The following is a 22,709-nucleotide window of genomic DNA, read 5'->3' on the forward strand; positions in this document are numbered from 1 at the left end:
CTGCTGGTCCTGGTCGGTGATGCCTTGCTGCCGATCCGCCGCCTCATTGCCTGGCAGTGGGGGTGCTAATGGACCGCGCAATCGATCTGTCGGCCTGGGGCGAGCGTCCGCCCGTCTTCGTCCAGCTGCTGGCCGCCGAGGTGGCCCGCAGCAGCCAGACGAAGGCCGGCGAGGCAATCGGCATGAGCCGTTCGACCGTCAGCACCATCCTCGCCAACCGCTACCCGTCGCCCTCGACGATCCGCGTCGAGCGTCGTGTCCTGGCCGCGCTGAGCCGCATTGAGTGCCCGGCCCTGGGCGAGGCGGTGACCTCGGTCGAGTGTAGCGAGTACCTCCAGCGGCCGGCGCCGCTGAACAACCCCGTCGCGATGCGCTGCTGGAAAGCGTGCCGCGCCTGTCCACGCAACCCGCATACCGCCCCCATGAAACGAGAGGAACAAGGCCATGAGAACCGCATTGCCCTTGAAAGTGTTGACGCCTGACTTGGCCCAGAGCCTGCGCACCTTCAACGATGCCGCCCGGCTGCTCCAGCGCATGGGGGTTCGCCTTCATCGCCTGGAGCCGACAGAGGGGCGCGTGACCATTGCCGCAGATGACGCCCGCCAGCTCCTGGAGAAAGGCTACCTGATGGGCTTCCAGCGCGACGCCTCGGCCGGCAGCACCCGTTACATCACCCGCTTCCAGGGCATCACCCTGGCCTGGAGCGAACCGATCAGCTACCGCGACTTCGCCGGCAGCAAACCCGTAATTCACTGAAAAGGACTACCCCATGAACGACGTACATATCCCCGAGGGCTACCGGATGGACGGGCAAAAGCGCCTGATCCCGGAGGCCACCATCAAGCCCGTTGACCTGGCCCGCGACCAGTTGGTTATGGAGCTGGTGGGCAAGGCCAAGGCAGTCCAGAGCGAGCTGGCCCGCTTCAAGGCTTCCGCGTTCGGCGACATCGACGCTTTCGTCGATCTGTCGGTCGAGCAGTACGGCACCAAGCTTGGAGGCAAGAAAGGGAACGTCTCCCTCCTGAGCTTCGATGGCCGCTACATGATCAAGAAAGCGATCCAGGAAACCATCCAGTTCGACGAGCGTATCCAGGCCGCCCGCGAGCTGATCGAGGAATGCCTTCGCGACTGGACCCAGGGCGCCAGGCCCGAAGTGGTCACCCTGGTAACCAACGCTTTCCGCACTGACACGAAGGGCGAAATCCGTACCGCCCGAGTGCTCGCCCTGCGCCGCCTGGACATCCAAGACGAGCGCTGGCTGCGAGCCATGAATGCGATTGGCGACGCCTGCCAGGCGGTGGGTTCCAAGGCCTACATCCGCGTCTATGAACGGGTCGGCGACAGCGACCAGTACCAGCAGATCAGCCTCGACATGGCGGGGGTGTGATATGGCCGACACCATCGCTTTCTGCTGGGCCTCTGGCCTGATCCAGTTCGGTGACCAGGTGCCCGAGGGCGCCATCGAGATCGCCCGTGGGGACGACCAGGTCGTTCGCGAAATCATCGAAGTCACCTCGCGCCACGCCTACGACGGCAAGTCGCTCCTGGTGCCCGGCATACCCGAGGCGAAAAACCAGGCGGAAGGCATTGACGCCCTCGAAAAGTTCGTTCGCTGGATCGCCTCGCACAACAGCGAGTCGTTCCAGGTTTTCATGGGAGACGTGTGACATGCCTACCAACGTGGAGCTTGTAACCCGCTTGATGGAGTACCCCAAAAGCGGACCGCTGATGCAAGCAATGGTCCTCCAAGCCTTGGATCAGTTCGCTTGCATGGTACTGGCTTCGGAGCCGGGGTCGCTCGAAAGCCCCATGGTTTCCGAGGCGTCCTGGCGTGCCTGCGCTGAGGAAATCCGGGAAAGCCTATCTAGCCACATGCGTCGGGAGGCGTGACATGACCAAGACGTTCGCCATGTGCCGCATCGACGGCCTAATCGAGCTGCGGGAAGAGCACCCAGGCGAGGGCTATTTCGCCCTTGCCGTGGGCGAGCTGGCCAGCGTGCGGGCGGCGGTCTTTGCAACCGCTGAGCCGCACCAGGTGGGCCAGAAAGTCGCCCGGCGCGTGCCGGGTGTGAGCCCCGAGGCCACCGACCGCGAGAACCTGGGTTCCATCGCCCGCTACATCCAGACCCTGGGCCAGCAGGATCGGCCCGGCTTCCGTGCGCTGGGGGTGTGAAATGCAGCAGTCCAACCCCTTCAATCACCCCGGACAGAGCTACGGCGCCGTAGACGTCGATAGCCGACTCCGCGCCGTTGCCGGCTTCGACCTGGAGCAATGCCGCGCCGCGCTCGCGGTCACCGGCCTCCAGAAGATCGTCGAGAAGAAAATACGCACCCGCATCCGCCAGCTGGAAAAGCAGGCATCCGCACAGAAGGAGGCATAACCATGGCCGTATACACCATCACCCTAAGCGACACCGAAGGCGGAATAGATTTTTCCATGCAAGGCCCGCCGCTGCACGACTCCGAAGCATCGAAGGTCGCCTATGCCCTTATGCAAGCGACGATGTCCCTCGGCCAGGAACTCGCAAAGCAGAACGGAGCTGGTAACGGCGTTTCCTGCGCCTGCGACGAGTGCCTGGCGCGCCGCGCTCGCGGCGAAGAACCGCAGCAGGAAATCCACTACACCAAGGCCAAGAACCGCACCGTCCACTGAGCGAAACCGCCCCGGCCTGGCCGGGACGGTCTGCCGGACGTGGTGGTCCGGTACTGATGAGCAGCCACCCATGACGAACGAAACCAAGACAGACCGCCAGCGGCGCCTGGCGCGGGAACGCCAACGGGCGAAGCGCGAGCGCGATGCCCTGCGCCGCGCTGCGCTGGGCGGCCGCCGCTTCAACATGGACATGTACCAGGGAACGGCTGATGCACTCGATCTGATCTGCGCAGCCGGTGGCTTCGCCGAGCCGGCCGAGGCGGTCACTTTGCTCCTACACAACGTTGCCGAAATTGCTGAGCGTGACGCGTCACGTTTTGCCGAATTGATCCAAAAGAGAAGCCATCCAAAGAGGACCAAGCGATGAGCCTACGCGCCGTCAACCTCGCAAAAATCCACATCGCCAAGGCCCAGTTGGGCATGGACGATGACACCTATCGCGCATTGCTGGCTCGCGTCGCGGGCGTGCGCTCTGCAAAGGACTTGGGGCCGCGCCAAGTGGGAAAGGTGCTGGCCGAGTTCCAGCGCCTGGGCTGGAAACCGAAGAGCAACCGGCAGGGCCGGGCGACGCCAAAAGTGCCGCAAAATCGACAAACCGTGCTGCGCAAAATCACCGCGCTCCTGGCCAGCGCTCAACGCCCCTGGAGCTACGCCGACCATATGGCCCGGCGCATGTTCAAGGTCGAGCGGGTCGAGTGGCTGGACGACAGCCAGCTCTACCGGCTGATGCAGGCGCTTATCATCGACAGGAGCCGCCATGGCCAGGTCTGAGGTGGATCTTCGGGAGGTCCAGGACATGCTGCCGGATACCGTCCGCGACATGGCCGGACGCATAGGACTGCCGGCCACCCTGGTGGTGGTCGAGCAGCTCGGCGGAACGTCCTGGCGGATAGCCGAGGGCCGGGCGCGGAGGGGCGAAGCGCGCCGGGCTGCGCTGGCCGAGCTGGTGGGCAGCGACATCGAGGAGCAGCTCCACACGCACTATCGGGGCGAAGAAATTTACGTGGCCCGCTGCCACAAGGCGCTGGTACGGTGGCGCGATCTGGAGATCGTCGAGCGCTTCGAACAGGGCTTGCGTGATGGGCAAACCGCCCGTAGCCTGCTCAGCGATCTAGCCCGCCAGTACAACCTGTCCGACCGCTGGATATGGGAGATTGTCAACCGGCCGAGCGAGCCGGCACCGCAGCAATCCACCCTGTTCCACTAAGCCGGGGCGCAACGCCCCGGCCGGCGTCTCCGCGCCGATCCTGTCTCAGCCGTTGAACCCCTTCCGCTAATCCCGCGTCGCACTCGCCGCCACGATGGCGGCATGAGCACATCTAGCCCCCCAACGTCTCTACGCAGCCCCCGCGACTACGCCGCCGCCATCCTGGCCGAGCCCAGCCGCGAACGTCGTAACGCTCTGCTGGCAGCCTGCCCGGTCAACTGGCAGCCGCTTGTTCGGGCGCACGTTGAGGACGCTTTCGCGAAGGTCAAGGCGTATCGCCAGATGATGGACCACCGCGCCGAGTCGATCCGGCGCGGCCCGCCTCCTGCTCCCCGCGTCACCGACACCGATTTCCGCATATCCAACTACACCAAGTCCGCCCCGGAGGTAGGCAATGCGCACCTATCCGCAATTCGGGCAGCGCTCGCATCGGAAGCACCAAATGCCTGATCCCGCATCCACCTCGGCCGGCAGCGCCGCGCTGCTGAAAATGTTCGGCATCCACATCAGCGCGGGCGCCCTGGCCGCCGCCCTGGGCTTCCTCGTCCTGTGGCCCCGGACCATGAAAGAGGGGTTCGCCCGGCTGTTCTGCACCATCGTCGCGTCCAGCGTCTTCGGCCCGATCCTGGTGGTTTACCTGCACTCCAACCGCCCCGAGCTGTTCGAGTCCGCCCAGGTGGTGGCCGGGCTCTACCAACTGGAACCAGCGGTCGGCCTGCTGTTCGTTTCCGCTCCGCTCCTGGTGATTGCCGGTCTGCCTGCCTGGTGGCTGATCGGTGCAGCCCTGCGCCTGTTTGAGCGGGACGGCGAATCATGGCTGGGCGCGTTCGCCCAGTGGGTAAAACGCAAACTGGAGAACAACTGATGGCCCTTCAACCTCGCGGCATCCGCAACAACAACCCCGGCAACATCGTTTGGTCGGCACGCAACAACTGGCAGGGCCAGCTCCCGCACAACCCGAAGGTCGAGCCCCGATTCGCCCGCTTCGACACCGCGCATAATGGCATCCGCGCCCTGGCAAAGCTGCTGCTGAACTATCGCAAGGTCTATGGCCTGCGCACCGTCGAATCGCTGATCGCACGCTGGGCGCCGTCGAACGAGAACAACACCCGCGCGTATGCCTCGGCCGTGGCCCGAGCGATGGGAGTTCCGCCGCAGGCCAGCCTGCACCTGGACCAGGCCACCCTGGTCGCTCTGGTGACCGCCATCATTCACCAGGAAAACGGGCAGCAGCCCTACAGCGCCGAGCAGATCGCCCAGGCCGTGCGGGAGGTGCTGTGATGCAGCGCCCCAGCGGAATCAGCCTCAGCGATCTGTTCGCGATCTGCCGTGAAGCCCCGGCCAACCGATGGCTCTGGATACGCCTCTATCTCCGCGACCTGCTGGCCCGCGTCGTGATTCTGGCCTTCATGGCAATTGGTGCCGCAGGCCTCGCCTATGGCCTGGGCGGGGCGTTCGCCTACGGCTTCATGCAGACCGTTGCGTCCTACCAGGTCCAGCTCAGCGTCGAGAAATCGCCATGACCTGGCGCGTCGGCCTGGTTGTCTTTGTGCTCCTGGTGATGGTCTGGACGGCCGGCTGGTGGGGCGGTCGCGAGGCTGGGCTGGCCGATGGGCGCGCCGCCTGCGCCGACGCACAGACCCGCGCATATCGCGACGTCCTGGAGCAATCGGCGGCACAACTGAAGACGGTCCAGGACACCAGCGCGGCTCTTTTCCAGCGCCTGGCCCAGCGGGCCGACAGCGACCAACAAACTACTCGGGAGCTTCGCCATGCCCTGGCCGAAACCGCTGCTGATCGCGCTGCCTGCCGCTTTCCTGCTGGCGTCATGCAGCAGCTCGAAACCGCCCGTCAACGTGCCGCCAAGGCCACTACCGGCGGCCTTGGCTCAACCGTGCCCGACCCCGGTGGCGGTGACTGATGACAGCCCCGATGCCACCGCAATTGCCCTCAAACAACTCTACGACCAATACGGCCTCTGCGCCGGACTGCACTGGGACACCGTGCGGCACCTTCAAAAGGACTGATCCGATGACCGAAAAGAAAGCCTCTCCCGAGTTCGAACTGCTGCAACGCATCGACGGCCGCCTTGAGCGCTTCGAAGACCGATTCCCGCAGATCGAACGTAAGGCCGTGCTGTACGGCTCGGCGGCCGGCGCGCTGGCGGGTGGCCTGGTTGCCTGCGGCCTGCTCGCGGCGCGTATCAAGCTCGGTATCTGAGGTAGTCAATGGCGCACCCGAAGGAAACCCGCGACGCCCTGCGCCGCGCCTACGTCCTCGACCGCCAGTCCCTGGAGGTCGCGGCCGCCATGTTCGGCGTCTCCTACGGCACCGCCCGCCGCTGGAAACAGCAGGCGGAAGCCGAGGGGGACGACTGGGACAAGGCGCAATCGGCGCAGTTGCTGGCCGGTGGTGGGCTGGAGGACGTGGCGCGCCAGGTGCTGGCCGGCCTGGTGACGCAGTTCCAGGCCACCATGGAGGCGATCCAGGTGGACAGCGCGATCACGCCAGCGGTCAAGGTGCAGATGCTCGCCAGCCTGGCCGACGCCTACAACAAGTCGATCAGCGCATCGAAGCGGGTACTACCGGAAACCTCCAGCCTGGCCACCGCAATGGAAGTCATCCAGCGCCTGGCGGCCTTCATCCGTGAACAGTTCCCGCAGCACGTCCAGGCCTTCGCCGAGATTCTGGAGCCGTTCGGGGAAGTAATCGCCAAGGGGCTGAAATGAACGCCGAGGAAAAAGAGTTCCTACGGGAACTATCCGCCATGGCGCAGCAGCTGCGCCGCGACATCGAGGCGCAACAGGTCGGCCTCGATAGCTCCCCGGAAGCTCGGGCCGAGCGGCGCCGTCGCGTACTGGTAGATCGCGATTTCGAGTTCTTCGCGTATACCTACTTCCCGCACCACATCCGGCCGCCTGCCTCGTTGTTCCATGCGCATTTCTTCAAGCGCTTTCCCCAGCTCATCAGTAGCTCCAGCGGCCTCAAGGAATGGTGGGTAGCTCCGCGTGGCGAGGCGAAGTCCTCACTGCTGACCAAGGTCGGGCCGTGCTATGTCGTTGTCCAGGGGCTGCTCCAGCGACCGGAGATTCGGGCCGAACTGGGCATGACCGGCCCGGCGCCGTACTTCGTCGACTACATCACGCTCCTAGGCGCCGAAACGCGCTTGCCCACCAAGCTCCTGGAAGTAGTCAAGACCGAGCTACTGGTAAACGCCTCCCTGTCCCTGGACTTCCCCGAAGTCTGCGGCAAGGGAAGCGTCTGGAAGATCGGCGAGTTTGTTTCCCTCTCCGGGGTCAAGCTGGAGGCCTTCGGCGCTGAACAGGCGATCCGGGGCACATTCCACGGCGCGAGCCGTCCCAAGCTGCTCCTGGGCGATGACCTGATCACCGACAAAGAGGCCAAGTCCCCGACCGAGCGCAACAACCGATGGGACTGGCTGGAAAAGGCTATCGACTACCTCGGCCCACCGGATGGCTCCGTCAAATATCTAGGCGTGGGCACAGTGCTGAATAAGGACGATCCGATCAGCCGAGCCAAACGCACGGTCGGGCACCTGGTCCACCACTTCCGCGCTATCGAGACGTTCCCCACCCACATGGACCTATGGGCACACTGCGAAGAGGTGATGCTCAACGACGATAAGCCCGTGATGGAGCAATACGCCGAGCGCGGTAGCGTCGCGCCCGATAGCGCTCTGCCGTCGTTTCAGTTCTACCAGGACAACCGTGAGCAGATGGAGCTGGGGGCCGTCACCAGTTGGCCAGGTGTCCGGTCGCTCTACTGGCTGATGCGTCAGCGGGCGAAAAACAAAGCCGCGTTCGCGACCGAGCTGCAAGGCGACCCGCGATCCGATGAAGACAAGACGTTTACCAACCCGCGCTTTTGGGTCATGCGCTCCGGCCGTTGGCAGATGTTTGGCGCCTGCGACCCCTCTGTCGGGGCGAGCGCACAGTCCGACCCGTCGGCAATCATCGTGGGGGGCTGGGACACCGAGAAACAGGTACTCAACGTCATAGAGGCGGCCATCAAGCGGCGCGTCCCCTCGAAACTGGAAGCCGACCTGATCGCAGCGCAGAGGGAGTACCAGATGCGCGCTATCGGTTTCGAGAACAACGGGGCATTCGAAATCCAGCGGCAGAACATCGCCAAGGCTGCGCTGATGCAGCGCGTAGCGCTCCCTCTGGTCGGTGTTACCAGCATGGCGGACCAGTCCGTTCGAATCGATGCCATGGAGCCGTTCATCAACGACGCATTTGCGCCACGGATTCTGTTTTCGCCTGGATTGGTCGCCCTGCTCGACGAGCTGGACAGCTGGCCAGAACCGCAGACCGGGCACCACTACGACGGCCTTTGCGCCCTGTCGATCCTCTGGATGATCGCTAGCACCCGCGCTGGTTCCTATGAATTCACCCCGGTGCCTGGCCGTCGCAGCTCTGCGGGTTCCAGTGAGTTCAAAGACTCTTTTGACATAGGTGGCCGCATGGGCGGCGACTGGTAGGAGACGCAACGATGGCCACCATCGTGGATATTTACGGCAACCCCCTTCGAACCCAGCAGCTGCGCAAGCAGCAGACCGCGCACCTGACGGGACTGGCCAAAGAGTTCGCCAACCACCCGGCCAAGGGGCTGACCCCAGCTAAGTTGGCTCGCATCTTGATCGAGGCCGAGCAGGGTCAACTCCAGGCTCAGGCCGAGCTGTTCATGGACATGGAGGAACGCGACGCCCACCTGTTCGCCGAAATGAGCAAGCGCAAGCGCGCTGTCCTCGGCCTGGACTGGACCATCGAGCCGCCGCGCAACGCCTCGGCCGCAGAGAAGGCCGACGCGGAGTATCTCCACGAGCTGCTGCTCGACCTGGAGGGCATTGAAGACCTCATGCTCGATTGCATGGATGGCGTCGGCCACGGCTATAGCGCTATCGAGATGGACTGGTCCCTCCAGGGACGGGAGTGGCTGCCGCAGGCCTTCGACCACCGGCCTCAGAGCTGGTTTCAACTGAGCCCGGACGACCAGGACGAGCTGCGCCTGCGCGATAACAGCATCGCGGGCGAGGTACTCCAGCCGTTCGGCTGGATCATGCACAAGCCGCGTTCGCGCTCGGGATACGTGGCGCGTAGCGGGTTATTCCGGGTGCTGGCCTGGCCGTACCTGTTCAAGCACTACTCCACGGCCGACCTGGCGGAAATGCTCGAAATCTACGGTCTGCCGATCCGGCTCGGGAAGTACCCGCCCGGCACGCCGGACGAAGAGAAGGTGACCCTGCTGCGGGCCGTGACCGGCCTCGGCCATGCCGCAGCAGGCATCATCCCCGAGAGTATGTCCATCGAGTTCCAGGAAGCGTCGAAAGGCTCGGCCGAGCCGTTCATGGCCATGATGCGCTGGTGCGATGACTCAATGTCGAAGGCCATCCTGGGCGGCACGCTCACCAGCCAGACCAGCGAGTCGGGCGGTGGTGCCTATGCCCTGGGGCAGGTCCATAACGAGGTGCGCCATGACCTTCTGGCGGCGGATGCCCGACAGCTCGCCGCCACGCTGAGCCGAGACCTACTCTGGCCCCTCCTGGTCCTCAACCGCTCCGGCAACCTCGACGCACGCCGCGCCCCCCGCCTGGTGTTCGACCTCAAGGACCGGGCCGACCTGGCCGCCATGGCAACGTCATTACCGCCCCTGGTCAAGCTGGGCGTCCAGGTTCCGGTCAACTGGGTCCAGGAGCAGCTGGGAATCCCGCTGCCAGCCAAGGGCGAGGCAGTCCTGGTCGATCAGGCCGGCGCAGGCATCGCCCAACTGAGCCGGCGCCCTGGTCCTCGCGTCGCTGCGCTGGCCCAGGTGATTGGACCACGCTACCGCGATCAGGAAGCGCTGGACCAGGTGCTGGCCAGCCTGCCGGCCCAGGACATGCAAAACCAGGCCGATAGCCTGGTCGCGCCGCTCCTGGATGTGATCAGCCGCGGGGGTAGCGAGGCAGAGCTGCTCGGCGCGCTGGCCGAGGCATTCCCGGATATGGACGATAGCGCCCTGGCGGATGCCCTCCATCGGTTGCTGTTCGTGGCCGACACCTGGGGCCGGCTCAATGGCACGTTGGATCGGATCGACTGATGGCAACGCCAACCGAGGCCGATCTGCGGGCCATCTTCGCCATGCGGCCGGAGGCCGCCATTGAGTACCTGGAGCGCAAGGGATTCGCCATTACCTGGAACTGGCACGATGTTGACGCGGCCACCCATGCCCGAGCGCTGACGGTGGCCAAGGCGGCACGCCTGGACGTGCTCCAGGACATCCGCGACGCCCTGGTCGATAACCTGGAGCGTGGCGGAACGCTGCGCGACTTCCAGCGCAACCTGCGGCCGATCCTGGAGGCCAAGGGCTGGTGGGGACGTCAGATAGTGGTTGCGCCGGACGGCGGGGCCGAGGTCGCCCAGCTCGGCAGCCCGCGCCGGCTGGAAACGATCTACCAGACCAACATGCAGTCGGCCTACATGGCCGGGCGCTATGCCGCCGCATACGAGGCCAGGGAAACTCACCCTTACTGGATGTATGTGGCCGTCATGGACAGCGTCACCCGGCCCAGCCATGCGGCGCTACATGGCAAGGTGTTCCGCTGGGACGACCCGATCTGGCAGCACATCATGCCGCCGAATGGCTACAACTGCCGGTGCCGAATCGTTCCGTTGACGGCGGCCGCTGTGCGTCGCCGTGGTCTGACGGTCGAATCCAGCGTCGGCAAGACGGGCCAGGTGACCGTCGAGACGGGCGTAGACAAGCGGACGGGGGAGATTCGGGAGCAGACCTTGACCACCCTGGAGACGACCGACCGGGCCGGTCGGAAGATCCAATTTCGTCCCGATGCCGGGTTCGACGGCAGCCCGATACAGAGCGCCCTGATGGACCAGGTGCTGTACAACAAGGCCGAGCGCACGCTGGGAGCGCCTGCCGCCCTCGGCGAGGTCCAGGGCGTGCTCCTGGACCCGGTACGCCAGCGCGCCTGGAAGGCGTTTGTGGACCGCTCCACGTCGCCCCAGGGACAGACGATGTCGGTCGGCGTCCTCGATCCGACCGATATCACCTACGCGGCTGCCCAAGGCGCCCAGCTCCAGGCTGGCGTGGTATCGGCCAGCGACACCGTGATCCGTAACAGTCCGGTCGCTCGCGAGCAGTTGGCGAACCTGCCGCAGCGCCTGGCCCAGCCCGCCATGGTGCTGTGGGAGCGTGGCAGCGAGTCCTTGGTCTATGTCGTCCAGGACGGCGACTCTACCCTGGCGGTTCGGCTGCGCGGTGGCGTCTATGGGCCGGGCCAAATGGAGAACATCAGCCAGGTTACAGAGGTGACGATGGAAAGCATCGACGACGGGCTCGCCCTGGGCCGTTACAGGAGGGTTCGCTAATGGCCAATCGCATCGAGCTGGAACTGGTGGACCGCGAGGTCCAGGAGCGCCTGGCGGCGCTCTACGCGGCGGTAACCGACACTCTGCCGCTGATGCGCGGCATCGCTGCTGAGCTGCTGGCCGAGACGGAGTTTGCATTCATGGACGAGGGGCCGGGATGGCCCCAGTTGAGCCCCATTACCGTTGCAGCGCGAGAGGCAAAGGGGCGCGGCGCGCATCCGATTCTCCAGGTCACCAACGCCCTAGCGCGCTCGATCACAACCCGCGCTGACCGTGACCAGGCGCAGATCGGCTCCAATCTGAGCTACGCAGCTATCCAGCAGTTGGGCGGTCAGGCTGGGCGGGGTCGCAAGGTGACGATCCCTGCGCGCCCGTATCTCCCGGTCCTCAGAAACGGCCAGCTCAAGCCAAGCGCCCGCGATGCGGTCCTGGACGTCCTTCTAGCTGCTCTATCCCAGGGGCGTTAGGGGAAATGAATTCGGACAAGCGGCACATTGTGCCTATTGCGCATTAGGCACAATGTGCCTAATCTAGCGTCATGCCAGCCACAACGGCGAGGCGAACCCAAGGAGAGACACCATGACTAAGACCGCACAAATGATCGCTCAGCAGCACAAAGATACTGTCGCAGCGTGCGAAGCCGCCGAAGCCATCGCTATCGCTAAAGATCAGGTATGGGATGGCGAGGGCTATACCAAGTACACGTTCGACGACAACAGCGTCCTGATCCAGTCGGGCACTACCCAGTACGCGATGGATGCCGACGACGCAGACAGCATCAAAGGCTATGCGGACTGGCTGGACGACGAAGCTCGCTCCGCCGAAGCGTCGGAGATCGAGCGTCTGCTTGAATCGGTCGAGGAGGAGTGAAAGTCATGAGCACCCAGCACACATACGAACAAATCGCTGAAGACTTCCGCCTGTGGGGCGAGTACATGGACCCCAACGCAGAAATGACCGAAGAGGAATTCCAGGCCCTCTCCACCGAGGAGAAGGTCGCCATGCAAGTCGAGGCATTCGGTGCTGAAGCCTGACGCCTCCAACCACAATCCAGACCCGCGCTACCTGCGCGGGCTGCTCAAGAAAGCTGGCATCAGCCAGCGGCGCGCAGCCGAGCTGCTCGGCCTCAGTGACAGGGTGATGCGCTATTACCTGAGCGAGGACGTCAAGGAGGGCTACCGTCCCGCGCCGTATACCGTCCAGTTCGCCCTGGAGTGCCTGGCGAACGACCCGCCATCTGCGTGATCACCTGATCCGCCCGCAAACGCGCTACACGCGCCGAAACGGGGTTAGCCGCTACCTCGCATCAGAGTCGGTGCGTTAACCCCGTTAGAACCCCGTTAGAAATCGTTCCATCGCCATCCGCGTGCCAGGGATTGGCCAAAAGATGGCGCCGGACGGTTTCCGCAGTCGTTGAACCCCTTCCCGTAACCGCCGCGCTCGACCGTCGCCACCATGGCGGCATGAAGAAGAACCGCCTACACGTTGCCATCGCCGCCTGCTCGTTCCAGCTCCCCAAGCTGGAGGACGGCAGCGCCTGGATTCAAGTTACGCCTGCCGGTGAGTTCTGGCCCATGGATGGGCGCCCTATGGATGTGCCGGGCTGGCGGATCGATGCCGCCAGTGCCGCCGCAGTGATCGAGCGCGCACGGTCGCGCAAGACCCCGCCCGTCCTGGACTACGAGCACCAGACCCTCAAGAAAGAGCAGAACGGCCAGCCTGCGCCCGCTGCCGGCCGCTTCCTGGACTTCGAATGGCGCGAAGGCTCCGGCCTGTGGGGGCGTGTCGAATACACCGCCCGCGCCGCGAAGCTGATCGAGGACGGCGAGTACCTCTACTTCAGCCCCGTCTTCAGCTACGCCCCGGACGGCACGGTCCTCTCCATCCTCATGGGCGCAATGACAAATGACCCCGCCATCGACGGTCTGGAGCCCCTCGCACGCCGAGCGGCCGCGACCTTTGGCCTCTACCACCCCGACGAGGAAACCCCTGTGGATGAACTCCTGAAAGCCATCATCGCGGCCCTGTCGCTGAAAGAAGGCACGACCGAGGCAGAGGCCATTGCGGCCCTGACCGCCCTTAAGCCGGCCCTGGACGCCCAGGCCACCAACCTGGCCAAGCTGCGCGAAACCCTCGGCCTGGCCAAGGACGCCGACGTCGAGCAGATCGCCGCCGCCACCGCCCAACTGAAGGTCGCCGCTCCCGGTAACCCTGACCCGGCGAAGTATGTGCCCGTTGAGGCCGTCGCCCAGCTCCAGGGCCAGGTCGCGGAGCTGACCTCTCGCATCAACGGCGGCGAGCTGGACGGCCTGATCAACAGCGCCATCCAGGAGGGCCGACTCATTCCGTCCATGGAGCCCTGGGCGCGTGAATACGGCGCCAAGGACTTGGCTGGCTTGAAGAACTACCTGGGCCAGGCCAAGCCCATCGCCGCCCTGACCCAACAGCAGAGCGCCGGGCGTACCTCGGTGCCTACCTCGGTTGACCAGCTGGACGAGGCCGCCCTCGCGGTTTGCTCGGCTATGCAGATCAAGCCGGAGGATTACCTCAAGACCCTGAAAGGCCAGTAAGGAGGCGCTATGACCGCCCTGACCACCGACCGCAACACCCCGCTCCAGGACGCCGAAGTCATTGGCGTGCCGGTAGCGGCTAACGTCCAGGTCTTCGCCGGCGCCATCGTCGTGGCGAACGCTACCGGGTTCGCCGTAGGCGGCAGCACCGCCACCGGCCTGACCTACCTGGGTCGCGCTGAGGAATACGTGGACAACCGCAATGGCGCGGACGGCGCCAAGGTCGTCCGTGTGCGCCGCCTGAACGCCTTCAAGTGGGCGAACGACGGCAGCGTCACCCAGGCGCACCTGATGAAACCCGCCTACATCGTGGACGACCAGACCGTCGCCGCCACGGACGGCACCGAAACCCGCTCCCCGGCCGGCCGCATCATCGGCGTCGAACCGGACGGCGTGTGGGTGGAATAACAGGCTCACCAACGGAGAACCGGACACATGCTGATCAACAAGCAGAGTCTCAACGCGGCATTCGTCGCGATCAAAACCATCTTCAACAACGCCTTCGCGGCGGCCCCCACCACCTGGCAGAAGATCGCCATGGAAGTGCCGAGCAACACCAGCAGCAACGATTACAAGTGGTTGAGCACCTTTCCGAAGATGCGCCGCTGGATCGGCGCGAAGGTGATCAAGAACCTGAAAGCCTACAAGTACGTTGTCGAGAACGAGGACTTCGAGGCCACCGTCGAGGTGGACCGCAACGACATCGAGGACGACCAAATCGGCATCTACTCGCCCCAGGCGAAGATGGCCGGTTACTCGGCGGCTCAGCTCCCGGACGAGCTGGTCTATGAAGCGGTCAACGGCGCCTTCACCAAGCCCTGTTTCGACGGCCAGTATTTCATCGACACGGATCACCCTGTCGGTGATGCCTCGGTGAGCAACAAGGGCACCGCTCCGCTTTCCAACGCCAGCCAGGCGGCGGCGAAGGCAGGTTATGGCGCTGCTCGCACTGCGATGAAGAAGTTCAAAGACGAGGAAGGACGTTCCCTCAACGTCTCCCCCAACGTGCTCCTGGTCGGCCCGGCGCTGGAAGACGTGGCGAAGATGCTGCTCACCAACCCGAAGCTCGCGGACAACACCCCGAACCCCTACGTCGGCACTGCTGAGCTGGTAGTGGACGGGCGTATCGAGTCCGACACCGCCTGGTTCCTGCTGGACACCACCAAGCCGGTAAAACCGTTCATCTTCCAGCCCAGGAAGCAGCCGGAATTCGTTTCCCAGGTCAACCTGGATTCGGATGACGTCTTCAACCTGCGCAAGCTGAAGTTCGGCGCCGAAGCCCGCGCTGCTGCCGGTTACGGCTTCTGGCAGCTGGCCTATGGCTCCACCGGCACTGGCGCATAAGGGGGCAGCTCATGGCACGCAAAGCCGCAACTACCGCCAAGCCGACCGCCAGGCTGGCCCGCCAGGCGGCGGGCGATGAAGCCCAGCAGAGCGTCGAGGGCATCTTCGTGCGCAGCTATCCGCCGACCTTCCGGCGTGCTGGCTTCGCGTTCACCAGCGAAGGAATCGGAATCGCCCTGTCCGCCCTGACCGAGGCGCAGCTCAAGGCCCTCAAGGAAGAGCCCCAGCTGCGCGTCGAGTCCTGCGAGTTCCTGCCGGACGACGTCGGCGGCGAGGGTGAGCCGCCCGCGTCGGACAACGACACCCAGGAATAACCCACCCCAGCAGAGGGACCGCCCCTGGCCACGGATGGCCACCTATTCATCAGGAGTTCGACATGAGCGACCACACCCTGGCCATCAGTCAACTGACCATCGCCGCGCAGAACGCCGAGCACAATGCTCCGATCATCGAAGCCCAGGGCGACCTCGCCCAGGCCGAGCTGGATCGCCGGGTCGCTGCCGAGTGCCATAGCGCCATCGACGTCCTGGAGCACCAGGAGCAGCAACAGTGAGCTATTGCACCCAGGCCGACCTGGTCGAGCAGTACGGCGAGGCGTCCATCCGCCAGCTGAGCGACCGCGTCAATAAACCCGCCACGACCATCGATCCGGCGGTCGTGGCCCAGGCTATCGCCGATGCGGACGCGGAGATCGATCTCCACCTGCACGCCCGCTACCAGCTGCCGCTGGCCCAGGTGCCTGTGGTGCTGAAGCGCGTAGCGTGCGTGCTGGCATTTGCCAACCTGCACACCCAGGTCAAGGACGACCACCCCGCGATCCTGGATGCCGAGCGCAAGCGGAAGCTGCTGGGCGGCATTTCCTCCGGGAAGCTCAGCCTGGCCTTGACCAGCTCCGGCACCCCGGCGCCCATTGCCAATACCGTTCAAATCAGTTCGCAACGCAACGATTTCGGGGGCACCTGGTGAGCACTGCCGAGCCGTTCGATTACCTGTTCCTGGAGACGCTCCTGGTCGAGCGCATCCGCGCCGAGGTGCCCGGCCTTCAGGACGTTTCGGGCATCCCCGATCTGGCCACCCTCGACGAACAGCGCCAGGGCTCGCCTTGCGTCTATGTCGTCTACCTGGGCGACGAGATCGGCACCGGGGCGTCGCACCAGGGCGGCAGTCGGGCGATTCAGACGGTCACCCAGCACTGGGCAGCCGTGCTGACGTTGTACTACGCCGACGCCCAGGGCGACGGCCAGGGCGCCCGGCGCGAAGCCGGCCCGCTGCTCGGCCAGCTGCTCAAGGCACTGACCGGCTGGGTTCCTGATCAGGGCGTCAGCCCGCTGGCCCGCAGCCCGCAGGCTTCGCCAGTCAGCTACAGCAACGGGTTCTTCTATTTCCCGCTGGTGTTCACCGCCAACTTTGTCTTCCCGAGGCTCAAGTCATGGAAACCGTAAAAGTCACCATCACCGCCGAGAAACCCAATCACACCCATGCCGGCAAGCCGGTGGCGCAGGGCGACGAGATCGAAGTCAGTCGCGCCGATGCCGAGTTTCTGCTGCGCCGTCAATTGATCACCAAGATTCCCGCCGAGCCCAAGGCCGACGAGAAACGCGACAAGTAACGCGCAACATCTGATTCCTACGGAGGCCTCACATGGCACAGGAAACGTATTTCTACGGGCAAGGTGAGATTGACGCCGCGCCTATCGTCAACGGCGTTCTCGGCAAATGGCGCTGGATTCAAGATGTCTCGGCCATGAGCATCCAGCTCGCAGTCGAGAAGGTCGAGCACAAGGAAAGCTACAGTGGCCAGAAAGCCCTGGTACGCAGCTTCCCTATCGGCAAGACCGCCACCGTCAACATCACCCTGCACAGCATCGGCCCGGACAACCTGGCGCTTACCCTCTATGGCAAGGTCGTGGCCAAGGCGGCGGGCTCCGTGACGGGCGAGGTACTCCCCGCCGACCTGGTGGCTGGCGATGTGATCCGCTTGGCCAATTTCGGCGTCAGCGAACTGGTCATCACCGACAGCGCGAGCAGCCCGGCGCCCCTCGACCCGCAGTATTACGCCCTGCGAGCCGATGGCGCCTACGGCGAGGTCCAACTGCTGGGTCTGCCGACGCCGGCCCCGACCCAGCCGTTCAAAGCGGCCTATGAGTACGCCGCCACCAAGCAGGTGGGCATGTTCACCGCGCCGCAGCCGACCGTTGCCCTGCGCTATAAGGGCATCAACTTGGCCGAAGGCGGCGCGCCGGTCATCGTCGAGCTGTACAAGGTCGCGACCGACCCGCTCCAGGAGCTGGCATTGATCAGCGACGGCAACACCGTCGCCGGCATGCAGATCAGCGGCGGAATCCTGCTGGACACCAGCAAGCCGGATACCGGCGACCTTGGCCGCTTCGGCCGCATTATTCAGCTGGGGTGAGTCATGAAGAAGCCGAACGACACCCCCGTCGATGACAGCCTGGAAGTTCTGTTCCCCGACCGCCGTTTGACGGTCGGGGGCGAGGACCTGGTTGTCCGCGAGCTGACCTTCGAAGAGCAGCTCACCCACCACGCGGCCCTCAAGGCCATTGCCGAGGCGTTTCTCCAGGTGCCGCGTGAACACCTCGAAGGAGTCGAGGGCGCGACCATTGCGCTGGACGTGCTGACGGAGCACTGGAAGCTCGTTCTACCGTTGATTGCCGTGAGCTGTGGCAAGGCGGATGGCTGGGTCCGGTCGCTCCGTCCAAGCGACGGTGAGTCCCTGATGCTGGTCTGGTGGGCAGCCAACCAGGGTTTTTTCGCCCGCCGCCTGTGGCGCCCGATAGTAGTGGCTCAAGCCCGCCAACAACGTGGGGTCGAGTCTTCGCCTGCCTCGTCGCAGCAGGACACCAGCGCGACCAGCTCGGCCGCTACACCGAGCGACAGCTAATGCTGTTCTTCCGCGAAGCCGAGGCAGAAAAGGGCCGCCAGCAAGCCCGCGAGCTGATGGCGGTCAACCATGGCTTCGCCGGGGGCTCTGTAGCGATTGCCGCCTATGATCAGCTCATGAGTAATTGAACGTGGCCGACCAGGACCTTGTATTAGCCCTGCGCATCCGCGCTGACCTTCAGCAGGGTGCGGACCAGGTCGAGGAACTGTCCAACTCGATCCAGGCCGCTGGTGACCATGCCAGCCAGGCTGGCCGGGAGCTGTCCGGTTTGGGGGAGACGGCCGACCAGCAGGCGGCCCGGATCAAGGCGATGGTCGCCGCGTCCCTGCAACAGCGGGAAGCGCTGGACGCGCTGGCGGAAAGTTCAGATCGGATGAACACCGCCACGCGGGCAGCCACCAGCGGATGGCAGGAAAGCGCCCGCGCTCAATCGGCGTCGATGAATGCCTACCACAACGCCGAGCGCGCCCGCGAACAGCAGGTTGCAGCCGAGCAACGAGCGGCCGAGGCAGCGGCGAAAGCGACCGCCGAGTTCGACCGGCAGCAGGCCGAGCTGGGCAAACTGCTCGCGGCCATCGACCCGGTCACTCGCGAGCTGGAGAAGCTCGACAGCCTCCAGGCGCGCCTGAATGCTGCCAAGGGTCGAGGTATCGACCCGGACGTCTTTACGACCTACAACGCCAAGCTCCAGGAGCAACGGGACCGCCTGCTCGGCACGTCTGACGCCATGGCCGTGGCCGGCATTTCGGCAGGTCAGTACCGCCAGGCCATGCGGCAGTTGCCGGCGCAGATCACCGACGTTGTCACCAGCCTGGCTAGCGGGATGCCGCTGTGGATGGTTGCCATCCAGCAAGGCGGGCAGATCAAGGACAGTTTCGGTGGCGTCGGCGCGACGTTCCAAGCGCTGGGCGACCAGGTCAAATCGTTCTTCGGGATCGCGAGTAACGCTAGCGACGGCCTGGACGACATCGCCCGAGGGGCGGACGCTGCCGCAGCGTCGGCCAACAACGCCAAGACGGCTATGGTAGGCCTCAGCGGAGCAGGTAGCGCCTTTATAGTCATCGGCGCGGCGGTGGCCGCTGCGGGCGTGGCGCTGGCTCTGGCATATGAGAAAGGCAGCTCAGAGGCGGACGAGCTGAACAAGGCCATCGTCCTGACCGGCAACTATGCCGGCACCACCGCCGGGCAACTGTCCGCCATGGCGGCGTCACTCGCCAGGGCGAACGGCACTCAGTATGAGGCCGTGGCGGTACTGTCGGAAATCACCGCGACCGGCAAGTTCACGGTTGACCAGATCGAGCAGGTTGCCACTACCTCCATCGCGATGCAGGAAGCGACCGGCAAGGCTGTTTCGGATACGGTCGCCGAGTTCTCCAAGCTGGCCGACGAACCGGTCAAAGCCTCGCAGCAGCTCAACGAGAAATATCACTACCTGACCGCCTCGGTTTACGAGCAGATAGCCGCCCTCGATCAGCAAGGCGATTCGCTGGGTGCCGCCCAGCTGGCCATGGATGCCTATAGCCAGGCAATGGACGAGCGGGCGAGCCAGATCGTCGAGAACCTGGGCACCCTGGAAACCGCTTGGAAGACCGTTGCCGGGGTGGCCAAGGGCGCCTGGGACGAAATGCTCGGCGTGGGCCGGACGGAGACACCCGAGGAACGCCTGGAGCAACTGACCAAGGGGCAGGCCTTCCAGCCGGGGCGCGCTGTGGCCAGCGGGGCTATCTTCGGCCCGTTGGGCTGGTTCAACGAGTTACGCAAGGCGTATCAGCGCAGCTCGATGTCGGACGACGAGCGCGGGAAGCAATTCACCGATGCCCTCCAGGAAATCCAGGACGAGGGCGAGAAGGCGCAGAAGGCGCGCCTGGATCGCTACCTGGAGGACGAGGCAATACGCGGCCAGCAGAGCATGGACAAGCTGCTGGAGTCGGTGCGCACCAACAAGGAAAAGCGCGACAAGCTCAACAGGGAGCTGGACCGGAGCATTGCCGCGATCCAGGCGGCTAACCCGAACGACGAACGCCTGCGGCCGGAAAATATCGCCGCCGCTCGCAAGGCCATCGATCAGAAGTACAAAGACCCGAAAACCCCGAAAGGACCGTCTACGCCTCTCGACCAGTCCAGCGTCACCGAGGCGAAGAACCGCCTGGACCAGTTGCAAACCGATTTCAGGAACGCCGAGCAGAAGCTCCAGGCGCAGCAGCGCGCCGGCCTGCTGAGCTATGCGGACTATGTCGCGCAGCGCGGCGAGCTGATCAGCCAGAACAAGGACCAGGTCACCGCAGCCTATGAGGGGGAAATCCAGGCGCTGGAGGCGCTGCGCGACAAAAGTTCCACCACGGCGGCCCAGCGCATCAGTTTGGACCAGAAGATCGCCGAGGCCAGGAACAACATGGTCAAGGCGCAGAAGAAGGCCGACGCCGACCTGGAAGTCCTCCAGCTCAACGAACAGGGGCGCCTGAAGAAGCAGGCCCAGGCAGTCAAGGCCTACAGCGATGCGCTCCAGCAACAACAGGATGCGCTGGCCCTCCAGGGTCAACGTGCCGCCGCTGCAGTGGGCATGGGCGCGCAACAGCGCCGCCTGTTCGATCAGCGTGGCAGCCTTGACGACCGATTCGCGCAGCAGCGCCTGGACCTGGCGAGCCAGTATGGTGACGGCTCGCGAGGCATGAGCCTAGACGAGTACAACGACAAGCTCAGGGCGCTGGAAGCGAACCATGCCGCGATGACCCAGCAGCTGCAACGCAACTACGCCGACCTTCAGTCCGCCCAGGGCAACTGGGTCAACGGGGCGACGTCGGCGTTCGCTGACTACATCGACTCCGCCAGGGACGTTGCGGGCCAGACCTACGAACTGTTTAGTAACGCCTTCTCCGGTCTGGAGGATGCCGTCGTTAATTTCGTGATGACTGGCAAGGCGTCGCTGGATGACTTCGTCCGCACCATGATTGGCGACGTGGCCAGGATGGCGACCCGCCAGTTGGGGGCGTCTCTGCTTTCCGGGCTTGGCCTGGGCGGTGGCACCGATGGCGGCGCCCAGGGGCTGACGGTCGGCGCCTCGGCTGTATCCGCTTCGGCCGGCGCCCTGGCGACTGCTGGCGGCACGCTCCTGAGCGGCGCCGCCGCTATCCAGGCCGCTGCCGCCTCGCTGGCCGCCGCCAATGGTGTCAGTGGGGTGAGCGGCGCTGCGGGAGCTGCTGGGGCCGCTGGAGTGGCTGGTGGCGGGAGTGGCTGGTTGTCTTCGATCACCAGCATTTTCGGCTTCGCGGGTGGCGGCCAGGTCCAGGGACCAGGCACACCCACCAGCGACAGCATACCGGCCTGGCTATCCAACAATGAGGTCGTAATCCGGTCGGCATCCGCTATGCAGCCAGGGCTTACTCCGCTGCTGCTGGACATCAACCAACGCGGATGGGCTGCGCTCCATGACTGGGCGGGAGCCGTCCGCCACGCCACCGGAGGCGTCGCCGGCATTCCCGCGCCATCCCTGCCACGCCCAAGCATGGGCGCCGCTCAGATACAGGAGCCGTCCAAGAATTTCAGCACCGCAGTGAACAACGCGGTCCACCTCCATGCCGTTCAAGACCCCGACCAGATGGCGGCCGAGATGTGGGCCGGCAAAGGCGGCGAACACTTCTTGGTCTGGCTGAACAAGAACCGCCAGGCCGTCAAGCAGATTATCTAGGAGTCCCATGGCCACCGAATTCGGCACCGCCACGAACCATGCTGACCTTGTCGAGCGCCTCGTCCAGTTCCTCACTGCCAGCCCCGACCTGGTCGCGGCTGGCCAGGCCTACGAGAAGGTTTTCGACAACACCATCCCCGCGTCCGGCACGGCCATCGCCGTGCGCCAGGTGACACTGCGCGCCCCAGGCCTGGGCGGCACCGATAGCATCTACATGGGGATTCAGAGCTACGGCGATACCGCCCTGGACTACTACAACCTGCGCCTGATGGGCGGCACGGCGTTCAATCCTGGAGCGATCCCGCCCGGTGGCGACTACTGGACCGCGTTCGCCAACTACAGTCCGCGGGTGCAACTACTGGCCTGGAACCAGCCCATGCCGTACTGGTTCTTCGCCAGCGGCCGACGCTTCTGGGTCGTCGTGAAAGTCTCGACGATCTACGAGTCGGCCGGCGCAGGCTTCATCCTGCCACCCTGTCCACCGTCGCAGTACCCGTACCCACTCGCTGTAGTCGGGTCGTATCGCGGGGACGTCGCTGTGCGCTGGTCCGATGTGAGTGACCGGCACCGAGGCATCAGCAGCCCCTACGAGCGAAGCTGCTATCTCCGCGATCCCGCCGGGCGCTGGCTCGGTTTCACTGTAGACGGAGGGGCTGCCAACGAGTCCGACTACAACAATCGGACGCTCCTCCCGCTGGGCTGCGGCCGTTATGCGGGCAGCAGTGACACCGTGGTCAAACAACTGCGGGATTCATTCGGGAAGTTCCCGCTCAAGGCGCTGTCGTTCGTCACCCGCGAAACCGAGGGTCGCCGAAACCTGGGCGACTTCGACGGCGCTTTCTACGTGCCAACGCTCAACTCCGGCGCCGAGGACGTGATTGTCGAGGACGGAGTGGACCACGTTGTTTTCCAAACCGCCTGGCGCTCGGGCAACCCCTGGCTCTACGCAATCAGAAAGGACTGA

Annotated in this window: 37 protein-coding genes and 1 other RNA gene; all 38 read left to right on the plus strand. The window is 64.8% G+C overall.

The window, feature by feature from the left end; genetic code table 11:
- The first annotated feature begins 68 nt into the window (after nt 1-68).
- The 38 genes from LJF27_RS24720 (at nt 69) to LJF27_RS24900 (ending at nt 22,709) form a co-directional block, all read left to right on the plus strand.
- Nucleotides 69-482 (plus strand): hypothetical protein, encoded by a 414-nt coding sequence (locus tag LJF27_RS24720; protein ID WP_031670550.1) that lies wholly within the window; start codon nt 69-71, stop codon nt 480-482.
- Entirely contained in the window at nt 445-756 is a 312-nt protein-coding gene (locus LJF27_RS24725) for a hypothetical protein (protein ID WP_023105785.1), read from the plus strand. Before LJF27_RS24720 ends, LJF27_RS24725 begins: the two co-directional genes overlap by 38 nt.
- Before the next feature lie 13 nt (nt 757-769).
- Entirely contained in the window at nt 770-1,387 is a 618-nt protein-coding gene (locus LJF27_RS24730; RefSeq protein ID WP_023107237.1) for a DUF3164 family protein, read from the plus strand.
- 1 nt (nt 1,388) lies between these two features.
- Nucleotides 1,389-1,667, plus strand: coding sequence for a hypothetical protein (locus tag LJF27_RS24735; protein WP_039026689.1), 279 nt, complete (start codon nt 1,389-1,391; stop codon nt 1,665-1,667).
- A gap of 224 nt (nt 1,668-1,891) precedes the next feature.
- Complete coding sequence (locus LJF27_RS24740; RefSeq protein WP_016068556.1) at nt 1,892-2,173, plus strand: hypothetical protein; 282 nt, start codon at nt 1,892-1,894, stop codon at nt 2,171-2,173.
- Between the two features lies 1 nt (nt 2,174).
- Complete coding sequence (locus LJF27_RS24745) at nt 2,175-2,381, plus strand: hypothetical protein (protein ID WP_031299445.1); 207 nt, start codon at nt 2,175-2,177, stop codon at nt 2,379-2,381.
- A gap of 2 nt (nt 2,382-2,383) precedes the next feature.
- Nucleotides 2,384-2,653, plus strand: coding sequence for a hypothetical protein (locus LJF27_RS24750; protein WP_039026690.1), 270 nt, complete (start codon nt 2,384-2,386; stop codon nt 2,651-2,653).
- An RNA gene (locus LJF27_RS24755) (hammerhead ribozyme type II) lies at nt 2,652-2,723 on the plus strand. Before LJF27_RS24750 ends, LJF27_RS24755 begins: the two co-directional genes overlap by 2 nt.
- A complete protein-coding gene (locus tag LJF27_RS24760; RefSeq protein ID WP_039026691.1) occupies nt 2,724-3,020 on the plus strand; it encodes a hypothetical protein in 297 nt (98 codons plus the stop codon).
- Nucleotides 3,017-3,424: a gp16 family protein gene (locus LJF27_RS24765; protein WP_039026692.1), complete on the plus strand. Its 408-nt coding sequence runs from the start codon at nt 3,017-3,019 to the stop codon at nt 3,422-3,424. The genes LJF27_RS24760 and LJF27_RS24765 overlap by 4 nt, the downstream gene beginning before the upstream one ends.
- Nucleotides 3,411-3,860: a Mor transcription activator family protein gene (locus LJF27_RS24770; protein WP_015649664.1), complete on the plus strand. Its 450-nt coding sequence runs from the start codon at nt 3,411-3,413 to the stop codon at nt 3,858-3,860. Before LJF27_RS24765 ends, LJF27_RS24770 begins: the two co-directional genes overlap by 14 nt.
- Before the next feature lie 102 nt (nt 3,861-3,962).
- On the plus strand, nt 3,963-4,310 hold the full coding sequence (locus tag LJF27_RS24775) for a hypothetical protein (RefSeq protein ID WP_126117230.1): 348 nt from the start codon (nt 3,963-3,965) through the stop codon (nt 4,308-4,310).
- On the plus strand, nt 4,255-4,725 hold the full coding sequence (locus LJF27_RS24780) for a hypothetical protein (protein WP_164551104.1): 471 nt from the start codon (nt 4,255-4,257) through the stop codon (nt 4,723-4,725). The genes LJF27_RS24775 and LJF27_RS24780 overlap by 56 nt, the downstream gene beginning before the upstream one ends.
- Nucleotides 4,725-5,141, plus strand: a complete 417-nt coding sequence (locus LJF27_RS24785) for a structural protein (RefSeq protein ID WP_034051401.1) — start codon at nt 4,725-4,727, stop codon at nt 5,139-5,141. The genes LJF27_RS24780 and LJF27_RS24785 overlap by 1 nt, the downstream gene beginning before the upstream one ends.
- Nucleotides 5,141-5,383, plus strand: a complete 243-nt coding sequence (locus LJF27_RS24790) for a hypothetical protein (RefSeq protein WP_126117228.1) — start codon at nt 5,141-5,143, stop codon at nt 5,381-5,383. The genes LJF27_RS24785 and LJF27_RS24790 overlap by 1 nt, the downstream gene beginning before the upstream one ends.
- Nucleotides 5,380-5,781, plus strand: coding sequence for a hypothetical protein (locus tag LJF27_RS24795; RefSeq protein ID WP_087937239.1), 402 nt, complete (start codon nt 5,380-5,382; stop codon nt 5,779-5,781). Before LJF27_RS24790 ends, LJF27_RS24795 begins: the two co-directional genes overlap by 4 nt.
- A gap of 110 nt (nt 5,782-5,891) precedes the next feature.
- Nucleotides 5,892-6,080, plus strand: coding sequence for a hypothetical protein (locus LJF27_RS24800; RefSeq protein ID WP_003094538.1), 189 nt, complete (start codon nt 5,892-5,894; stop codon nt 6,078-6,080).
- A gap of 8 nt (nt 6,081-6,088) precedes the next feature.
- On the plus strand, nt 6,089-6,589 hold the full coding sequence (locus tag LJF27_RS24805) for a DUF1804 family protein (RefSeq protein ID WP_015649660.1): 501 nt from the start codon (nt 6,089-6,091) through the stop codon (nt 6,587-6,589).
- Entirely contained in the window at nt 6,586-8,361 is a 1,776-nt protein-coding gene (locus tag LJF27_RS24810; RefSeq protein WP_124197820.1) for a hypothetical protein, read from the plus strand. Before LJF27_RS24805 ends, LJF27_RS24810 begins: the two co-directional genes overlap by 4 nt.
- A gap of 11 nt (nt 8,362-8,372) precedes the next feature.
- Complete coding sequence (locus LJF27_RS24815) at nt 8,373-9,959, plus strand: DUF935 domain-containing protein (protein WP_126117181.1); 1,587 nt, start codon at nt 8,373-8,375, stop codon at nt 9,957-9,959.
- A complete protein-coding gene (locus tag LJF27_RS24820; protein ID WP_126117182.1) occupies nt 9,959-11,245 on the plus strand; it encodes a phage minor head protein in 1,287 nt (428 codons plus the stop codon). Before LJF27_RS24815 ends, LJF27_RS24820 begins: the two co-directional genes overlap by 1 nt.
- Entirely contained in the window at nt 11,245-11,712 is a 468-nt protein-coding gene (locus LJF27_RS24825; protein WP_126117183.1) for a phage virion morphogenesis protein, read from the plus strand. Before LJF27_RS24820 ends, LJF27_RS24825 begins: the two co-directional genes overlap by 1 nt.
- A gap of 130 nt (nt 11,713-11,842) precedes the next feature.
- Nucleotides 11,843-12,115 carry an anti-CRISPR protein AcrF2 gene (gene acrF2 / locus LJF27_RS24830; RefSeq protein ID WP_015972868.1) on the plus strand — a complete coding sequence of 91 codons (273 nt, stop codon included), beginning with the start codon at nt 11,843-11,845 and terminating at the stop codon, nt 12,113-12,115.
- Nucleotides 12,116-12,120: 5 nt separating this feature from the next.
- The gene (locus LJF27_RS24835) at nt 12,121-12,279 is read left to right on the plus strand and encodes a hypothetical protein (RefSeq protein ID WP_162836647.1); all 159 of its coding nucleotides are present in this window, start codon (nt 12,121-12,123) and stop codon (nt 12,277-12,279) included.
- Nucleotides 12,269-12,490, plus strand: a complete 222-nt coding sequence (locus LJF27_RS24840) for a winged helix-turn-helix domain-containing protein (protein WP_039026731.1) — start codon at nt 12,269-12,271, stop codon at nt 12,488-12,490. The genes LJF27_RS24835 and LJF27_RS24840 overlap by 11 nt, the downstream gene beginning before the upstream one ends.
- A 218-nt stretch (nt 12,491-12,708) precedes the next feature.
- Nucleotides 12,709-13,815, plus strand: a complete 1,107-nt coding sequence (locus tag LJF27_RS24845) for a phage protease (protein ID WP_050396499.1) — start codon at nt 12,709-12,711, stop codon at nt 13,813-13,815.
- 9 nt (nt 13,816-13,824) lie between these two features.
- Nucleotides 13,825-14,223, plus strand: a complete 399-nt coding sequence (locus LJF27_RS24850) for a hypothetical protein (protein ID WP_012613793.1) — start codon at nt 13,825-13,827, stop codon at nt 14,221-14,223.
- Nucleotides 14,224-14,250: 27 nt separating this feature from the next.
- Nucleotides 14,251-15,159 (plus strand): Mu-like prophage major head subunit gpT family protein, encoded by a 909-nt coding sequence (locus LJF27_RS24855; protein WP_015994823.1) that lies wholly within the window; start codon nt 14,251-14,253, stop codon nt 15,157-15,159.
- A gap of 11 nt (nt 15,160-15,170) precedes the next feature.
- Nucleotides 15,171-15,473 carry an HI1506-related protein gene (locus tag LJF27_RS24860; protein WP_015994824.1) on the plus strand — a complete coding sequence of 101 codons (303 nt, stop codon included), beginning with the start codon at nt 15,171-15,173 and terminating at the stop codon, nt 15,471-15,473.
- A 62-nt stretch (nt 15,474-15,535) separates the two neighbouring features.
- The gene (locus tag LJF27_RS24865) at nt 15,536-15,712 is read left to right on the plus strand and encodes a hypothetical protein (protein WP_012613796.1); all 177 of its coding nucleotides are present in this window, start codon (nt 15,536-15,538) and stop codon (nt 15,710-15,712) included.
- Nucleotides 15,709-16,125: a gp436 family protein gene (locus tag LJF27_RS24870; RefSeq protein ID WP_015972874.1), complete on the plus strand. Its 417-nt coding sequence runs from the start codon at nt 15,709-15,711 to the stop codon at nt 16,123-16,125. Before LJF27_RS24865 ends, LJF27_RS24870 begins: the two co-directional genes overlap by 4 nt.
- Nucleotides 16,122-16,601 (plus strand): phage tail terminator protein, encoded by a 480-nt coding sequence (locus LJF27_RS24875; protein ID WP_012613797.1) that lies wholly within the window; start codon nt 16,122-16,124, stop codon nt 16,599-16,601. Before LJF27_RS24870 ends, LJF27_RS24875 begins: the two co-directional genes overlap by 4 nt.
- Nucleotides 16,589-16,768: a DUF7210 family protein gene (locus LJF27_RS24880; protein WP_003099460.1), complete on the plus strand. Its 180-nt coding sequence runs from the start codon at nt 16,589-16,591 to the stop codon at nt 16,766-16,768. The genes LJF27_RS24875 and LJF27_RS24880 overlap by 13 nt, the downstream gene beginning before the upstream one ends.
- Nucleotides 16,769-16,800: 32 nt before the next feature.
- On the plus strand, nt 16,801-17,571 hold the full coding sequence (locus LJF27_RS24885) for a hypothetical protein (protein WP_003137261.1): 771 nt from the start codon (nt 16,801-16,803) through the stop codon (nt 17,569-17,571).
- Nucleotides 17,572-17,574: 3 nt separating this feature from the next.
- Complete coding sequence (locus LJF27_RS24890; protein ID WP_015994832.1) at nt 17,575-18,060, plus strand: DUF6631 family protein; 486 nt, start codon at nt 17,575-17,577, stop codon at nt 18,058-18,060.
- Nucleotides 18,060-18,188, plus strand: a complete 129-nt coding sequence (locus LJF27_RS30405; protein ID WP_015972878.1) for a hypothetical protein — start codon at nt 18,060-18,062, stop codon at nt 18,186-18,188. Before LJF27_RS24890 ends, LJF27_RS30405 begins: the two co-directional genes overlap by 1 nt.
- 2 nt (nt 18,189-18,190) lie before the next feature.
- Nucleotides 18,191-21,745 (plus strand): phage tail length tape measure family protein, encoded by a 3,555-nt coding sequence (locus tag LJF27_RS24895; protein WP_147719724.1) that lies wholly within the window; start codon nt 18,191-18,193, stop codon nt 21,743-21,745.
- A 7-nt stretch (nt 21,746-21,752) separates the two neighbouring features.
- Nucleotides 21,753-22,709 carry a hypothetical protein gene (locus LJF27_RS24900; RefSeq protein WP_147719725.1) on the plus strand — a complete coding sequence of 319 codons (957 nt, stop codon included), beginning with the start codon at nt 21,753-21,755 and terminating at the stop codon, nt 22,707-22,709.

The organism is Pseudomonas sp. 203-8 (assembly GCF_020708595.1).
In the GTDB taxonomy this organism is placed as follows: domain Bacteria; phylum Pseudomonadota; class Gammaproteobacteria; order Pseudomonadales; family Pseudomonadaceae; genus Pseudomonas; species Pseudomonas aeruginosa.

Bases quoted from the DNA above. Each gene is read 5' to 3' on its own strand.
- LJF27_RS24720 (WP_031670550.1), top strand. From the start codon at position 69: ATGGACCGCGCAATCGATCTGTCGGCCTGGGGCGAGCGTCCGCCCGTC.
- LJF27_RS24725 (WP_023105785.1), top strand. From the start codon at position 445: ATGAGAACCGCATTGCCCTTGAAAGTGTTGACGCCTGACTTGGCCCAG.
- LJF27_RS24730 (WP_023107237.1), top strand. From the start codon at position 770: ATGAACGACGTACATATCCCCGAGGGCTACCGGATGGACGGGCAAAAG.
- LJF27_RS24735 (WP_039026689.1), top strand. From the start codon at position 1,389: ATGGCCGACACCATCGCTTTCTGCTGGGCCTCTGGCCTGATCCAGTTC.
- LJF27_RS24740 (WP_016068556.1), top strand. From the start codon at position 1,892: ATGACCAAGACGTTCGCCATGTGCCGCATCGACGGCCTAATCGAGCTG.
- LJF27_RS24745 (WP_031299445.1), top strand. From the start codon at position 2,175: ATGCAGCAGTCCAACCCCTTCAATCACCCCGGACAGAGCTACGGCGCC.
- LJF27_RS24750 (WP_039026690.1), top strand. From the start codon at position 2,384: ATGGCCGTATACACCATCACCCTAAGCGACACCGAAGGCGGAATAGAT.
- LJF27_RS24760 (WP_039026691.1), top strand. From the start codon at position 2,724: ATGACGAACGAAACCAAGACAGACCGCCAGCGGCGCCTGGCGCGGGAA.
- LJF27_RS24765 (WP_039026692.1), top strand. From the start codon at position 3,017: ATGAGCCTACGCGCCGTCAACCTCGCAAAAATCCACATCGCCAAGGCC.
- LJF27_RS24770 (WP_015649664.1), top strand. From the start codon at position 3,411: ATGGCCAGGTCTGAGGTGGATCTTCGGGAGGTCCAGGACATGCTGCCG.
- LJF27_RS24775 (WP_126117230.1), top strand. From the start codon at position 3,963: ATGAGCACATCTAGCCCCCCAACGTCTCTACGCAGCCCCCGCGACTAC.
- LJF27_RS24780 (WP_164551104.1), top strand. From the start codon at position 4,255: ATGCGCACCTATCCGCAATTCGGGCAGCGCTCGCATCGGAAGCACCAA.
- LJF27_RS24785 (WP_034051401.1), top strand. From the start codon at position 4,725: ATGGCCCTTCAACCTCGCGGCATCCGCAACAACAACCCCGGCAACATC.
- LJF27_RS24790 (WP_126117228.1), top strand. From the start codon at position 5,141: ATGCAGCGCCCCAGCGGAATCAGCCTCAGCGATCTGTTCGCGATCTGC.
- LJF27_RS24795 (WP_087937239.1), top strand. From the start codon at position 5,380: ATGACCTGGCGCGTCGGCCTGGTTGTCTTTGTGCTCCTGGTGATGGTC.
- LJF27_RS24800 (WP_003094538.1), top strand. From the start codon at position 5,892: ATGACCGAAAAGAAAGCCTCTCCCGAGTTCGAACTGCTGCAACGCATC.
- LJF27_RS24805 (WP_015649660.1), top strand. From the start codon at position 6,089: ATGGCGCACCCGAAGGAAACCCGCGACGCCCTGCGCCGCGCCTACGTC.
- LJF27_RS24810 (WP_124197820.1), top strand. From the start codon at position 6,586: ATGAACGCCGAGGAAAAAGAGTTCCTACGGGAACTATCCGCCATGGCG.
- LJF27_RS24815 (WP_126117181.1), top strand. From the start codon at position 8,373: ATGGCCACCATCGTGGATATTTACGGCAACCCCCTTCGAACCCAGCAG.
- LJF27_RS24820 (WP_126117182.1), top strand. From the start codon at position 9,959: ATGGCAACGCCAACCGAGGCCGATCTGCGGGCCATCTTCGCCATGCGG.
- LJF27_RS24825 (WP_126117183.1), top strand. From the start codon at position 11,245: ATGGCCAATCGCATCGAGCTGGAACTGGTGGACCGCGAGGTCCAGGAG.
- acrF2 (WP_015972868.1), top strand. From the start codon at position 11,843: ATGATCGCTCAGCAGCACAAAGATACTGTCGCAGCGTGCGAAGCCGCC.
- LJF27_RS24835 (WP_162836647.1), top strand. From the start codon at position 12,121: ATGAGCACCCAGCACACATACGAACAAATCGCTGAAGACTTCCGCCTG.
- LJF27_RS24845 (WP_050396499.1), top strand. From the start codon at position 12,709: ATGAAGAAGAACCGCCTACACGTTGCCATCGCCGCCTGCTCGTTCCAG.
- LJF27_RS24850 (WP_012613793.1), top strand. From the start codon at position 13,825: ATGACCGCCCTGACCACCGACCGCAACACCCCGCTCCAGGACGCCGAA.
- LJF27_RS24855 (WP_015994823.1), top strand. From the start codon at position 14,251: ATGCTGATCAACAAGCAGAGTCTCAACGCGGCATTCGTCGCGATCAAA.
- LJF27_RS24860 (WP_015994824.1), top strand. From the start codon at position 15,171: ATGGCACGCAAAGCCGCAACTACCGCCAAGCCGACCGCCAGGCTGGCC.
- LJF27_RS24865 (WP_012613796.1), top strand. From the start codon at position 15,536: ATGAGCGACCACACCCTGGCCATCAGTCAACTGACCATCGCCGCGCAG.
- LJF27_RS24880 (WP_003099460.1), top strand. From the start codon at position 16,589: ATGGAAACCGTAAAAGTCACCATCACCGCCGAGAAACCCAATCACACC.
- LJF27_RS24885 (WP_003137261.1), top strand. From the start codon at position 16,801: ATGGCACAGGAAACGTATTTCTACGGGCAAGGTGAGATTGACGCCGCG.
- LJF27_RS24890 (WP_015994832.1), top strand. From the start codon at position 17,575: ATGAAGAAGCCGAACGACACCCCCGTCGATGACAGCCTGGAAGTTCTG.
- LJF27_RS30405 (WP_015972878.1), top strand. From the start codon at position 18,060: ATGCTGTTCTTCCGCGAAGCCGAGGCAGAAAAGGGCCGCCAGCAAGCC.
- LJF27_RS24900 (WP_147719725.1), top strand. From the start codon at position 21,753: ATGGCCACCGAATTCGGCACCGCCACGAACCATGCTGACCTTGTCGAG.